At 62.0% G+C, this 13,598-nt stretch carries 13 protein-coding genes and 4 tRNA genes; 14 read left to right on the forward strand and 3 right to left on the reverse strand.

The genetic code is table 11. The features are described 5' to 3' along the window. Positions 1–8: 8 nt before the first annotated feature. The 3 genes from VJR68_RS13955 to hemA form a co-directional block, all read right to left on the reverse strand. Positions 9–2,111: a tetratricopeptide repeat protein gene (locus tag VJR68_RS13955; protein ID WP_324148581.1), complete on the reverse strand. Its 2,103-nt coding sequence runs from the start codon at positions 2,109–2,111 to the stop codon at positions 9–11. 186 nt (positions 2,112–2,297) lie between these two features. Next, positions 2,298–3,377, reverse strand: coding sequence for a peptide chain release factor 1 (gene prfA, locus VJR68_RS13960; protein WP_324148583.1), 1,080 nt, complete (start codon positions 3,375–3,377; stop codon positions 2,298–2,300). A gap of 186 nt (positions 3,378–3,563) precedes the next feature. Then, positions 3,564–4,844, reverse strand: a complete 1,281-nt coding sequence (hemA, locus tag VJR68_RS13965; RefSeq protein WP_324148585.1) for a glutamyl-tRNA reductase — start codon at positions 4,842–4,844, stop codon at positions 3,564–3,566. Positions 4,845–4,924: 80 nt separating this feature from the next. Here hemA and VJR68_RS13970 point away from each other — a divergent pair, with 80 nt between their 5' ends. From VJR68_RS13970 to VJR68_RS14035, 14 genes are all read left to right on the forward strand, one after another. Further along, positions 4,925–6,664 carry a tetratricopeptide repeat protein gene (locus VJR68_RS13970; protein WP_324148586.1) on the forward strand — a complete coding sequence of 580 codons (1,740 nt, stop codon included), beginning with the start codon at positions 4,925–4,927 and terminating at the stop codon, positions 6,662–6,664. After that, positions 6,661–7,269 carry a lipoprotein insertase outer membrane protein LolB gene (gene lolB, locus VJR68_RS13975; protein WP_324148588.1) on the forward strand — a complete coding sequence of 203 codons (609 nt, stop codon included), beginning with the start codon at positions 6,661–6,663 and terminating at the stop codon, positions 7,267–7,269. Before VJR68_RS13970 ends, lolB begins: the two co-directional genes overlap by 4 nt. Then, positions 7,266–7,826 carry a GNAT family N-acetyltransferase gene (locus tag VJR68_RS13980; RefSeq protein ID WP_324148590.1) on the forward strand — a complete coding sequence of 187 codons (561 nt, stop codon included), beginning with the start codon at positions 7,266–7,268 and terminating at the stop codon, positions 7,824–7,826. The genes lolB and VJR68_RS13980 overlap by 4 nt, the downstream gene beginning before the upstream one ends. Positions 7,827–7,938: 112 nt before the next feature. Further along, positions 7,939–8,015, forward strand: a tRNA-Gln gene (locus tag VJR68_RS13985). Positions 8,016–8,220: 205 nt separating this feature from the next. Next, a complete protein-coding gene (locus tag VJR68_RS13990; RefSeq protein ID WP_324148605.1) occupies positions 8,221–9,159 on the forward strand; it encodes a ribose-phosphate diphosphokinase in 939 nt (312 codons plus the stop codon). A gap of 195 nt (positions 9,160–9,354) precedes the next feature. Next, the gene (locus tag VJR68_RS13995) at positions 9,355–10,011 is read left to right on the forward strand and encodes a 50S ribosomal protein L25/general stress protein Ctc (protein WP_324148592.1); all 657 of its coding nucleotides are present in this window, start codon (positions 9,355–9,357) and stop codon (positions 10,009–10,011) included. A gap of 83 nt (positions 10,012–10,094) precedes the next feature. Next, the gene (gene pth / locus VJR68_RS14000; RefSeq protein WP_324148594.1) at positions 10,095–10,679 is read left to right on the forward strand and encodes an aminoacyl-tRNA hydrolase; all 585 of its coding nucleotides are present in this window, start codon (positions 10,095–10,097) and stop codon (positions 10,677–10,679) included. 57 nt (positions 10,680–10,736) lie between these two features. After that, positions 10,737–11,828 (forward strand): redox-regulated ATPase YchF, encoded by a 1,092-nt coding sequence (gene ychF, locus VJR68_RS14005; RefSeq protein WP_324148596.1) that lies wholly within the window; start codon positions 10,737–10,739, stop codon positions 11,826–11,828. Positions 11,829–11,897: 69 nt separating this feature from the next. After that, positions 11,898–12,395, forward strand: coding sequence for a GNAT family N-acetyltransferase (locus VJR68_RS14010; RefSeq protein WP_324148598.1), 498 nt, complete (start codon positions 11,898–11,900; stop codon positions 12,393–12,395). Positions 12,396–12,431: 36 nt separating this feature from the next. Further along, on the forward strand, positions 12,432–12,920 hold the full coding sequence (locus tag VJR68_RS14015) for an acyl-CoA thioesterase (RefSeq protein WP_324148600.1): 489 nt from the start codon (positions 12,432–12,434) through the stop codon (positions 12,918–12,920). Positions 12,921–13,024: 104 nt separating this feature from the next. Further along, a tRNA-Tyr gene (locus tag VJR68_RS14020) sits at positions 13,025–13,110 on the forward strand. A 94-nt stretch (positions 13,111–13,204) separates the two neighbouring features. Then, a tRNA-Gly gene (locus VJR68_RS14025) sits at positions 13,205–13,278 on the forward strand. 26 nt (positions 13,279–13,304) lie between these two features. Next, positions 13,305–13,380, forward strand: a tRNA-Thr gene (locus VJR68_RS14030). Positions 13,381–13,458: 78 nt separating this feature from the next. Beyond that, on the forward strand, positions 13,459–13,598 hold a 140-nt coding region (locus VJR68_RS14035), incomplete at its 3' end, for a GTP-binding protein (RefSeq protein WP_324148608.1).

A 13,598-nucleotide genomic window follows, 5' to 3' on the forward strand; every position in this document is an offset into this window, starting at 1 on the left:
CTGCATAACTACACGTTGATATCCGCCGGCGGCCGGCCGATGCGATATCGCGCGCTGATCGCCAGCACCGCACGCCGAAAATCCGCGGCGAAGCCCGGTATGTCGAACAAGGGATTCTTGGCCCGCTCTCGCGTGATGTGCTGCCGCAATGTCGCCAGCGCATCCTGATCGTTGCCCAGCGCCGTGGCCATGCCGATGAACGAGGTGTTGTCGCCCATGATCAACTCGGGAAGCCCGAAGTGATGCAGCAGGCTCGTCACCGTGCGCGATGCCATGGTGTCGCCGGTACGGGTGAGTACCGGGCAGCCGGCCCATAAGGCATCCGCAGCGGGCGCGCGCGAGTTGATGGGCAGGGTATCCAGATACAGATCGACGTGCGCATAACGCGCCAGGTATTCCGCATAGGTCAGGCGCGGCATAAAGATCAGCCGCTCGGGTGCGATGTCGAGCGCACGTGCCGCCTGCTGCAATCGCTCGTTCGTGTTCGCCGGGCCGGTAAGCAGCCACAGCACGCTGCCCGGCACCTGTTGCAGGATGAGCATGCAGCGTGCGAATACGCCAGGATTGATCGCTTGCGTCTCGTTGAAGCAGGCGAATACGATGCCTTGTTCCGGCAAGCCACAGGCCGCTCGCGACGGTACGTTCGCCTGCACGCGCGTGGGATCATTCGGCTGATGGCAACGCGGCAGGCGAATCACTTTTTCGCTGACGTGTTCGCGCAGTTCGGGTGGCAGCGTGATCGCATCAGTCAGCAGGTAATCCATCCATGGCGCGCCGGAACTGCCGACATAACCAAGCCAGCCCACCTGGATGGGCGCCGGGCACAGGGCCATCAACTCGGCGTTACCGCGGCTGCGATAGCCATTGAGGTCGAACAATACTTCGATTGCCGTGGCGTGAATGCGTTGCGCCACCTGGGTGCGGTTCAACGTGGAAACATCGTGCAGTGTCGCTGCGGCCGAAAGGCGGCGACGTACGCTGCTGCCATCGTCGGGCGTGGTGGCAAACAAATGGATGTCCAAATCGCTGTCAGACAAGGCCTCGATCATGGCGACGAGATGCTGGCCGAATGCAGATTCGTTCAAGCCTTCAGTCAGCATGCCGACGCGGACGGGTGTGTCCGGCATCGGCAGCGCATGGCGCAGATTCAGTTGCGGACGGAAGGTGGCGGCCTGGTTTTCGATGATCGATGCGTAGTTTTTGGCGCATTGCAGTTGCAGCCCGGCATCGACGTCTTCGCTCAGGAGCGCAAATGGATGAACGCCCGCATGGCCTTCTCCGACGGCATGGATGACGCGCTCGCTGAGTGCGTCGATTTCCTGCCAGCGACACAGGCGGCGGCACACGAACAGCAATTGCGCCATCACCGGCACCGAATCGGGTGCGCGTGCCAAGGCTTCGGTAAAGGCATCATGTGCGTCGGTGAGTTCACCGGCTTCGTCCAGCATCAAGGCCGCCTGGAACACGTGCTGCACATTGCCCGGCGCCAGCTTGCCGGCCTGCAGCAGCGAGGCGGCGCCTTCTTTGGGTTTGCGCTGCAGGTGCAGCAGATGCCCCAGCATGGCGTGGGCGACGTCGGTATTCGGCGCTTGCTGCAACACCTGGCGTACCAGCGGCTCGGCCTCTGCGTAATGCCCTAGTTCCATTTCCGCACCGGCAAGGTTGAGGCGCAGGGCGGGATGTTGCGGCATACCCTGCAAGGCCTGCGCAAATGCATTGCGTCCCTGTACATGTTGGCCGGTGGCCATGTAGGCCGTGCCAAGCGCCTGCAGCAATGCTGGATGCCCAGGTGCCTTGATCAATGCCTTCTGCAGGCGCTCGATGGCTGCGCCGATACGTCCGTCGGCCATGGCGAGGCTGGCGAGATTGCACTGCAGCTCGACGTCGTTTGGCGCGAGTTCCGCCGCGCGATTCAGCGCCGTTTGCGCATCGCGGCGGCGACCCACGCGCAACAAGGCGATGCCGTGCAAACGAATCAGTTCGGCCGATACCGGGAATTGCCGCCGTGCCATCGCCGCGAACTGGGCCGCGTCTTCGTTGGCGTCACGCTGCAGCAGCTCGCCGAGCTTTTGCAGGATCGCGGTGATGTTGGGCGGTGGGGCGTCGGTCATGAGCTGGCGGCAGTGAAGCAAGATGAAAGGAGCCTGCCATCAACACCGGCATGATGAGCTGTTACGACTGGCCCCTGTTTGACCCATTGTAGGTTGGGTTAGCGCAGCGTAACCCAACACGGTTCCCCGAAATCGATCAAATGGCGTGGGTGGTGCTGGGCTAACCCAGCCTACGGGCTGCGGCCGTCAATGTCCGGCGAGCGATTTCAATTCATCCGCCTGATGTTCCCGGGTCAACGAGCCGAACAGCTCGTCCAGATGGCCTTGCATCACATCCGGCAAGTTGTGCAGATCCAGGCCGATGCGGTGGTCGGTGATCAGGTTGTCCTTGTATCGATAGGTGCGGATGCGCTGGCTGCGATCGCCGGTGCCCACCTGCAGGCGCCGCGATTGCGCCTGTTCGGCGGTCTGCTTGGATTGCGCCTCGTCGAGCAGGCGTGCCTTGAGCAGGCTCATCGCACGGGCGCGGTTTTTGTGCTGGCTGCGTTCGTCCTGGCATTCCACCACGATGCCGGTGGGCAGATGCGTGATGCGGATCGCCGAATCGGTCTTGTTGACGTGCTGGCCGCCGGCGCCGGAGGCGCGAAAGGTATCGACCTTGAGATCGGCCGGGGAAATGTCGATGTCTTCGATCTCGTCCATTTCCGGCAGCACCGCCACGGTAGCCGTGGAAGTGTGCACGCGGCCCTGCGATTCGGTCACCGGTACACGCTTTACGCAGTGCACGCCCGATTCGAACTTGAGCCTTGAATAGGCACCCTTGCCCTCGATGCGCGCGATGATTTCCTTGTAGCCGCCGTGCTCGCCCGGGTTTTCGCTCAGCACTTCCACCTGCCAGCGCTGGCGCTCGGCATAGCGCGTGTACATGCGGAACAGGTCGCCGGCGAAGATGGCGGCTTCGTCGCCACCGGAACCGGCGCGCACTTCGAGGAACAGGTTGGCTTCGTCGCGCGGATCCTTGGGGATCAGCAGCAACTGCAGTTCGCCGTCGAGTTCGGTGAGGCGCGTTGCCAGGCGCGAGATATCTTCGGCGGCCATGTCGCGCAAATCCGGGTCGTCGAGCATGGCGCGCGCATCGGCAAGTTCGCGTTCGGTATTGGCCAGTTCGCGCATGGCGTCGGCGACCGGCTGGAGTTGCGCGTATTCGCGCGAGAGTTCGCGGAAGCGTGTGTTGTCGGCCAGCACGTCGGCCTGGCTGAGCAGCAGGGCGAGTTCTTCATGGCGTTCGACGGTGGCTTCGAGTTTGCTGCGGATGGAGGGTGTCATGTTTCTCCTTGCCGTCATTCCCGCGAGAGCGGGAATCCATGTGTTCTTGGTGAAAACGACCATGGATTCCCGCTTCGCGGGAATGACGTCCTAAAGTCAAGAGGCGTCGTGGAGGGGAAAAGCTCAACGAATAAGGGAAGGCGGAATGCTAAAAATCCTGCGTCGCGCGGCAGCCAGCCGCACTCGCTATTCGTCGCCCGTCCCGACTTTTTCGTCTTCGCCCAGGCCATAGAGGCGACCCGCGGCATGCAGCAGATCGTAGTCGCCGCTGAGCGTGGCCTCGCGCAGCCGCGCGCTGGGATGGTGCAGCAATTTATTGGTGAGCGTGTTGGCCAGGAACGCCAGCGCTTCTTCCGGCGATTTGCCGCGCTGGAGCATGGTTCGTGCTTTTTCCAACACCTGGTCGCGATAGATTTCGGCATGCGCGCGCAGGTCGACCGCGGGATTGCGCACGGTCAAGGCCCGGCGCCACGCCATGTAGCGCTCGACTTGCAGATCGATGATCGCATCCGCCTCGCGTGCGGCGGTTTCGCGCGAACGGCGGTTGTCGTCGATGACTTGGCGCAGATCGTCGATGCCATAGAGATAGACATCCGGCAGCTCGCCGACCGCCGGTTCGATGTCGCGTGGCACCGCAATGTCGACCATGAACATCGGTTTGCGGCGGCGTGCGGCGATGGCCTTTTCCACCATCGCGCGCGTCAGCACAGGTTGCCGCGCGGCGGTGGAGGCGATCACGATGTCCGCTTCGGCCAGATGCTGCGGCAGATCGTGCAGCGCAACGGCGTAGCCACCATGTCGGCTGGCGAGTTCCTGCGCATTTTCCAGCGTGCGGTTGGCCACGATCAGTCGGCGTACCTGCTTGTCGGCCAGATGGCGCACAGCCAACTCGATGGTGTCGCCGGCGCCGATGAGCAGCACGCAAGCCTGGCGCAGATCCGTGAAGACACGTTCGGCCAGCCGCACGGCCGTGAAAGCCACCGAGACCGTGTGCGCGCCGATGCGTGTATCGGTGCGCACACGCTTGGCCACCGCGAAGGTGTGTTGCAGCAGGCGATCCATGGGTGTCTTCAGCGCATGCGCCTCGCGCGCTTGCTGATAGGCATCCTTGACCTGGCCAAGAATCTGCGGCTCGCCGAGCACCATGGAATCCAGGCCGGTGGCGACCCGAAACATATGTCTCACGGCCGCTTCGTCATCATGGCGATACAGGAACTCGTCAAGCTTGCCGGGAGTCAGATGGTGATGACGGCTGAGCCATTCCTGCGGAACGTTTTCCGCGCCGGCGGTGACGCTGACGTAAAGTTCGGTACGGTTGCAGGTGGATAAGATCAGTGCTTCGTCAACGCCGGGTTCGTGCGCAAGTTCGCGCAAGGCGGCACCGGCCGCATCCTCGTCGAATGCCACTTGCTCGCGCAGGCTGACCGGCGCGGTGAGGTGGTTGAGCCCGAGGGCGATCAGCTTCATGACGTGATGCAAATGGGGCGACGGGCTTGGGCCGGCGTAGACTAAGTGCGCCAAAATGGCGGATTGGTTGGAGGAATAGTGTGCTGAGCGGAACGGTCGAGTTCAAGCAAGTGCGGCGCTTTGTAGCTGGTGGATTGGTCGTGCTTGGGCTGGCCGGATGCGCGGCAGTGCCACAGCGGTCGAATACCCCCTCGGCGGCGTCGACACAGCCGTTGGCGCGGATGGTGGTGGCTACCCCGGACACGGATCACGATTTGCTGGCCCAGTTGCTGGCCGGTGAATTGGCGTTGTCGAGCGCCGATCTCAAGGCCGCGTCGCAGTCGTATGACAAGGCGATGATGATCTCCAACGACCCCGAGGTAGCCAGCAAGGCCGTTGCCTTGGCCATCGCCATCCATGACCAGGATGCCGCCCAGCGTTCCATCGATCGCTGGCAGAAGCTCGGCGCGACACCCGCCCAACTAGCGCAGGCGCGGGCTCAGCTGGCGGTGGAGCAGGGCAAGACGGACGAGGCTCGCCGCCAGCTGACCTCGCTGATTACCAGCGGGGACAAGGACGCCTGGCGCATGTTCGGCCGCGTGCTGGTCGGCAGCCGCGATCCGGCGCTGGCCGGAACCCTGCTCGAATCCCTGGCCACGCCCGATCGCCTGCCAGCTGACCCCAAGGCCTGGTTGGCGATGAGCGAGCTGGGTGAACAATTGAACCGGCGCGCGTACGCGCAGCAGATCGCCGATGGCGCCTTGAAGCGCTTTGGCACGGCGGAAACCTACGCCTGGGCCGCGCAGCTGAAGCTCAACAATGGCGACCGCACCGGCGGCCTCAACCTGTTGCGCCAGGCGCAGGTGAAGGACCCGAACAATGTCGGCCTGCGGCTTACCTATGCATCCTTGCTCGGACAGAGCGGCCAGTATGCGCAGGCGACGCAGCTGCTCGAAAAGGGTCCGCAAAACGCACAAACCTACGCGCTGCGCGCTGCCCTCGCAGCAAACGAGAAGGACAACAAGACGCTGCAGCAGGTCTACACGCAGCTGTCGCAGGCGCCCGACGACGTGCGCAACGCCAGCGCCTACCTGCTCGGCCAGCTGGCCGAAGTGCTGGGTCGCAAGGAAGAAGCCCTGAAATGGTACGACCAGGTACCCGACGACGATGACCACGCGTTTGACGCCGACCTGCGCAGCGCCATCCTGCTGCAAGACCTGGGTCGCAGCGCCGAAGCGCACCAGCAGTTGGCCGAAATGCAGACGGATTACCTCGATCAGCCGGCGCAATTGCGTCGCGCGTACGAAGTGGATGCCGATCTTTATCTGCGTGAGAAGCGTTATTCCGAAGCGATCGACTCCTTCAGCCATGCGCTGCAGGTAGCGCCGGATGATCCGGACCTGCTGTATGGGCGCGGGCTGGCGTATGCAGAGATCGGCAAGATCGATCCGGCCGTGGCCGACTTCCGTCGTCTGCTCGAGCTCAAGCCGGGCGACGTCGATGCCAGCAATGCGTTGGGCTTCACGCTGGCCGATGCGAATCGCGATCTGCCGGAAGCGGAACGGCTGATTACCGCCGCACGTGCGGCGAAGCCGAACGATCCCTCGATCGCCGATTCATGGGGCTGGTTGCAGTACCGGCTGGGACATCTCGATCAGGCCGTCGCCGCGCTGCGCAGCGCATGGCAGACCGGCAAGGATGCAGACGTCGGCGTGCATCTTGGCGAAGTGTTGTGGAAACAGGGAAATCGCAGCCAAGCGCAACAAGTGTTCGACGAAGTGCGCCACGCTGACCCGCACAACGCCACCCTGCAACAAACCTTGAAGCGGCTGGAACCATGAAATCATTTTTTCGCGTTTTAGCGGCGATCGTGCCGCTGCTGCTGGCTGCGTGCGTACCACAGAAACTGGTGCGCAATCAGGGGGACGCAGTGTCGTTGGCGCAGCAAACCGCACGCGAGCAGCAGTTGGCCAACGCCAACCACTGGATTTTGCAGGGACGGTTAAGTGTGTCCAATGGCAAGGAAGGTGGTCCCGGTACGCTGACCTGGGTTCAGGATGGGGATCATTACGATTTCACTTTCCGGACACCGATCGTTGGAAAGAGCTTCCGACTCACCGGCGGTCCCGACGGCGCGCTGCTGGAGGGTGTCGATGGAGGTCCGATGCAAGGACCCAGTGCTGAGGCATTGATGCGCCGTGCGCTTGGTTTGGACGTTCCCCTGGATGAACTGCGCGCCTGGGTGTTGGGTGTGCGGGCGCAAGGCGGGAATGCGCAGCTGAGCTTCGGCGACAACAAGCTGCTTTCGTCATTGCAGCAGGATGGATGGGAGGTGACGTATCCCACATGGGATACCCAGCATCAGCCGCCGTTGCCCAAGACGGTGTTTGCCGACAAGCCGCCATACAAGGTGAAGTTGGCCATTGACTCGTGGAGCTTGCAGTGAATACTTCACAGGAATCAGGCTTGGAGGCTGCGCCGGCGTCATTTCGTATTCAACGCGCCACTGCCGCCCACATTGACGTCATCTGCGCCATCGAGCGCGAGGCAGTGCAGTTGTTTCGCGATCATCCGGCATGGCGATTCTATGCGCGCCTTTCCATTCCGAAGGACTTGCTGGCGGAGGAAATCCGCCGCGGCTTCGTGTGGGTGGCTGTGGAGGAGGCGAGCGGCGAGGTGGTCGGTTTCGTGTGGCTCGACGTGGAGCTGCATGGCGATGTGGTCAGCGTTGCCGAGATCGACGTGCTGCCGGCGTTTCATCGGCGTGGCATCGGCTCGGCCTTGCTCGAGCACGCGTGTGCGTGGGCGCAGGAAAAAGGCTATCGCCGCATCGATCTCGGCACCTTGCCCGACGTGCCGTGGAACGCGCCGTTCTACGCCCGGCATGGTTTCATGGTGGTCGATAAAGACGATCCTGCCTACGCCTATGCGCGCGAGCGCGATCACGAGAATGGTTTTCCGGACGCGCTGCGCGTGTTCATGTCGCGCACGCTTTCGGCCTGAGCGCACACACGCGATCAGCAATTTGAATTGACACGCATGGCGGTCCCCGCCACAATTTTCTTTCTTTGCTTCCCGGTCGCTACGCTGAGCCGGGGCAAATACCAACGAATACTGGGGCGTCGCCAAGCTGGTTAAGGCACGGGATTTTGATTCCCGCATGCGTAGGTTCGAATCCTACCGCCCCAGCCATTTTGCACAGGGGTCGTTCGACCCCCTGTTTGCGCAGTCATAGGATGGATTGCATCACCTCGGGCACTTGTGTGCTCGACGTTTTTCAAGCTCCATTCGGACGTGTACCGGAGGGGTGGTTGGAAGGAGCGAGGAGCGCGCCTTTCAATCCAAGCTGACTCAATGGCCTGGTTCTGAGGAAACAACCGTGGATACGTCCAGCCCGATGCTGTTTACCGGCAATGCGCACCGTGCCCTGGCCGAGGATATCGCCCATCGCCTTGGCATCCCGCTGGGCAAGGCCCTGGTCGGCAAGTTCAGCGACGGCGAAGTGCAGATCGAGATCGAAGAGAACGTCCGCCGCCAGGAAGTGTTCGTGCTGCAGCCTACCGGCGCGCCGAGCGCGGAGAACCTGTTCGAGCTTCTGACCCTGGTCGATGCGCTCAAGCGCGCTTCGGCGGCCAGCGTTACCGCGGTCATCCCCTACTTCGGCTACGCGCGACAGGATCGCCGCCCGCGTTCGGCGCGCGTGCCGATCACTGCCAAGCTGGTGGCTCGCCTGATCGGTACGGCCGGTGTGGATCGCGTGCTCACGGTTGATCTGCACGCCGATCAGATCCAGGGCTTCTTCGACGTACCGGTGGACAACGTGTACGCCTCGCCGCTGCTGCTGGCCGACATCTGGCGCAGCTACAGCATGGACGACCTGATCGTGGTCAGTCCGGACGTGGGCGGTGTGGTGCGTGCCCGCGCCATCGCCAAGCGGCTGGACGATGCGGATCTCGCCATCATCGACAAGCGCCGTCCCAAGGCCAACGTAGCCACAGTGATGAACATTATCGGCGACGTGGAAGGCAAGACCTGCGTGATGGTGGATGACATCGTCGACACCGCCGGCACGCTGTGCGCCGCTGCGGCCGCGCTGAAGGAGCGCGGCGCGCGCAAGGTGGTCGCTTACTGCGTGCACCCGGTGCTGTCCGGCGCGGCGATCCGCAATATCGAAGGGTCGCAGCTGGACCAGCTGGTGGTCACCAACACCTTGCCGCTGCGCGAGGATGCCAAGAATTGCGCCAAGATCCGCCAGCTGTCAGTGGCGGAACTGCTGGCCGAGACGATCCGTCGTATCGCCTTCGGCGAGTCGGTCAGCTCGCTGTACATCGACTAAGCCCCGTCTCGTCGCCCCGGCCAAAGCCGGGGCCCAGCGCTCTTGGCTGGGCGGCGGCCAATGGGCAGCCGTGCCGCACTTTCTGTATACTTATCCGCTTTTCCGCCCGCCTCAGCGGGCATTCCGGCTCTCCTGGTCGCGGGGGAGTCAGTCCAGTCGCCGTGAGGCGGCTTTCCAACCCAAGGCAATACCAACATGGCCAAGACTCATGAAATCGTGGCGCAAGTGCGCAAAGACGAGGGGAAAGGTGCGAGCCGCCGCCTGCGTCGTGCGTCCTTCGTGCCCGCAGTGGTTTACGGTGCGGGCCAGCCCGCCGAGAGCATCCAGATCGAGCACAACACCATCCTGCTCGCCGCCCGCCACGAGTGGTTCTTCTCGTCGGTGCTCGACTTGAACGTCGACGGCAAGGTGCAGAAGGTGCTGGTGCGTGACTGGCAGAAGCATCCGTTCAAGCAGCAGATGCTGCACATGGACTTCCAGCGCATCAACGAGAACGAAGCCATTCGCGTGAATGTGCCGCTCCACTTCCTGAACCAGGAAAAGTCCCCGGCTGGCAAGACCGCTGGCGTGGTGATTTCGCACAACCTCAACGAAGTGCAGATCTCGTGCCTGCCGAAGGATCTGCCGGAGTTCATCGAACTCGACCTGTCCGACCTGAAGCCCGGCGACATCATCCACTTGTCGCAGTTGAAGCTGCCGACGAACGTGGAAATCCCGGAGCTGCACCTGGGCGCGGATCACGACGTGGCCGTCGTCACCGCCGTGACGGTGCAGGAAGAAGTCGACGCAGCGCCGGCCGAAGGTGCCGAAGGCCAGCCGGCCGCCGAGGCTTCCAAGGAAACCAAGAAGTAATTCGCTTCTCCTCGGACTTATCCCTCTCCCTGTTTGGGAGAGGGTACGGATGAGGGGCCAACCGAGCGGCGAACTTCCGACCCATGGCAGGCCTACGGCTTATCGTCGGACTGGGCAATCCCGGTACCGAATACCTCAGAACCCGGCACAACGCCGGGTTCTGGTTTGTTGACGCCCTGGCAGCCGGCCAGAGCGAACGATTCGGCTTCGACGGCAAGCTGCACGGTGAAACCTGCAAGCTGCGCATCGGCGGCGAATCGGTGTGGCTGCTCAAGCCCGCCACTTTCATGAACAAGAGCGGCATCGCCGTAGCTTCCGCACTGCGCTACTACAAGATCGAGCCGGAGGAGTGCCTGGTTGCGCACGATGACCTGGATCTTCCTGCGGGTGCCGTCCGCCTGAAGTTCGATGGCGGCCATGGTGGCCAGAATGGCTTGCGCGACATCATGGCTCATCTGGGGCATGGCAAATTCCATCGCCTGCGTCTTGGCATCGGGCATCCCGGCCACAAGGACCAGGTCACGTCCTGGGTGCTGGGTCGTCCTTCTGCCAATGATGAAGACGCCCTGCTGGATGGCATCGCGCGTGCGCTGAACGTGTTGCCGTTGGCGGTTGACGGGCAGTTCGACAAGGCGATGCAGCAGCTGCACACGCCGGCCAAGCGTTGAGCGGACGCTTGCCGTTTACTATTTCCTTTTTCAGTTTCATATCCGGATCGATAAACCATGGGCATCAAATGCGGCATCGTCGGCCTGCCTAACGTCGGCAAATCCACCTTGTTTAATGCGTTGACCAAGGCGGGCATTGCTGCAGCCAACTTCCCGTTCTGCACCATCGAGCCGAACGTCGGCGTGGTGCCGGTGCCTGATCCGCGCCTGCAGGCGCTGTCGGATATCGTCAATCCGCAGAAGATCATTCCCACTGCCGTGGAGTTCGTCGATATCGCCGGTCTGGTGGCGGGTGCGTCCAAGGGCGAAGGCCTCGGTAATAAATTCCTCGCACATATCCGCGAAGTGGATGCCATTGCGCATGTCGTTCGTTGCTTCGAGCACAGCGACATCATCCATGTGGCCGGCAAGGTCGATCCGATCGCCGATATCGAAACCATCGATACCGAACTGGCGCTGGCTGACCTGGATTCGGTCGAAAAGGCGCTCAATCGCGCCGAGCGCGCCGCCAAGGCCAATGACAAGGAGGCGCTGGCCAAGAAGCCGGTGCTGCAAAAGCTCGCTGCTGGCCTCAACGAAGGCAAGACGGCGCGCAGCCTTGGCCTGGATGATGACGAAAAGGCGCTGGTGCGTGATCTATTCCTGCTCACGCTGAAGCCGCTGATGTATATCGCCAACGTGCGCGAGGATGGCTTTGAAAACAATCCGCATCTTGATGCCGTGCGTGCCCGTGCTGCCGCGGAAGGCGCTGAAGTGGTGCCGGTATGCGCCGCCATCGAGGAAGAGCTCTCGCAACTGGATGACGCTGATCGTGACGAATTTCTGCAGGATCTTGGGCTGGAAGAGCCTGGCCTTAACCGTGTGATCCGTGCCGGCTACAAGCTGCTCAATCTGCAGACTTACTTCACCGCTGGCGTAAAGGAAGTGCGCGCCTGGACTATCAAGCGTGGCTTCACGGCGCCGCAGGCTGCGGGCGTGATCCATACTGATTTCGAGCGTGGCTTCATTCGCGCAGAAACGGTGTCCTATGACGACTTCATTCACTACAAAGGCGAATCCGGTGCTGCTGCGGCAGGCAAGCTGCGCAAGGAAGGCAAGGAATACATCGTCAAGGACGGGGATGTGCTGCACTTCCTGTTCAACGTCTAAGATTGAAGCCTCGCGTAAGCGGGGCTTTTTTCATGCGAGCATGTGCGCCAATGCATGGAGTACATGCCCATGTCTCGGCAAGCATTATGTATACGTCTCGCGCAGCCGGGTGATGCCCGTGCCATCGGCGTACTGAGCCGTCGTGTCGTGCGGCGCTGGGTATTGCCTGACCAGCCACGCAAGATTGGCCATGAGTTGCTCTCGCGACTTTCAGCCAGAATGCTGCGCCAGAGGATCCTGGAAGGTCAGCGCTTTTATCTGGCCTATCTGGACGAGGCATTGGTGGGCGTTGCGGCCATGCGCGATGACAGCCATCTGCTGCACTTTTACGTCAGTACGCGCTATCAGGGGCGAGGTATTGCGAGGCAACTTTGGCAGTGTGTGTTGCAGGATGCGATCAGGCGCGCCGGCACGCATCGCTTCACGCTCAATGCCACGCGTTGCGCTGTGCCGGTGTACGTTCGCCTGGGATTTTGCGTGGACGGCCCAGAGCGGCCCTCACCCAATGGCGTGATGACTACGCCGATGAGCCTCCGGCTGCCGATGCAGCGCAGCAAGCGGGCATAATGCAGCCTTCACCTCGGCGTACTCGTTGGAGAGCCCATGTCAGGCCAGCAGCACGAAGTCACATTCCGTTTCCTCGCGCAGCCCACCGATGTGAACTTCGGCGGCAAAGTGCACGGCGGCATGGTGATGAAGTGGATCGACCAGGCTGGTTACGCGTGCGCCGTGGGCTGGAGCGGGGCGTATTGCGTTACCGCAGCGGTGAGCGGCATTCAATTCGTCAAGCCGATCCTGATCGGCGATCTGGTCAGCGTCCGGGCCAAGTTGATCTACACCGGCACGTCCAGCATGCAGATGGCGGTGGATGTGCTGGCGCGCGACCTGCGTTCTGGTGAAGAGCGCCTGGCGACCAGTTGCGTGATGGTGTTTGTGGCCTTGGATAAACCGGAGGGCAAGCCCACGCCCGTGCCCCAGTGGACGCCACGCGATGAGAACGAACGGCGGTTGCAGGAGCAGGCCAAGCATCTGTTGGAGATATCCAAGAACATGGCGCAGTGGGTCGATACGCGCGGCGCAGGAAACGATTGAAGTGGCGCGCTGGTTCGCCCCGAAAAGTCACGAAAAATCGGCCGTTTCGCTCGTCAAGGTGTTGACACACCAAGCCTCGATCCACACAATAGCCGTTCTTTGTTGGAGGGATACCCAAGCGGCCAACGGGGGCAGACTGTAAATCTGCTGGCTCACGCCTTCGGTGGTTCGAATCCACCTCCCTCCACCAGTCAATTACCACGGGTCATCGTGGTCAGGCTGGAAGGCAGATCGCAAAAGCGGTTGAATGCGCCGATGCGGTCGAGAGATGAGTTCCGCACCGAGCGGGAGTAGTTCAATGGTAGAACCTCAGCCTTCCAAGCTGATGGTGCGGGTTCGATTCCCGTCTCCCGCTCCATTGATCTCGTCACTCAAAGTTTTTGTGCTCATGTAGCTCAGTCGGTAGAGCACTTCCTTGGTAAGGAAGAGGTCGCTGGTTCGATTCCAGTCATGAGCACCACGCATTGGCTGCAAGCGGTATCGCCTGATAGCTCGTTAGATTTCCTTATCACTCAGACTCCATTGGGATGTAGCGCTCATGGCAAAGGGTAAATTCGAACGCACCAAGCCGCACGTAAACGTGGGGACGATTGGTCACGTGGACCACGGCAAGACGACGCTGACGGCGGCGCTGACGAAGGTTGGAGCGGAGCGTTTTGGCGGTGAGTTCAAGGGCTA

This window comes from Dyella sp., assembly GCF_035277725.1.
Lineage (GTDB): Bacteria > Pseudomonadota > Gammaproteobacteria > Xanthomonadales > Rhodanobacteraceae > Dyella_B.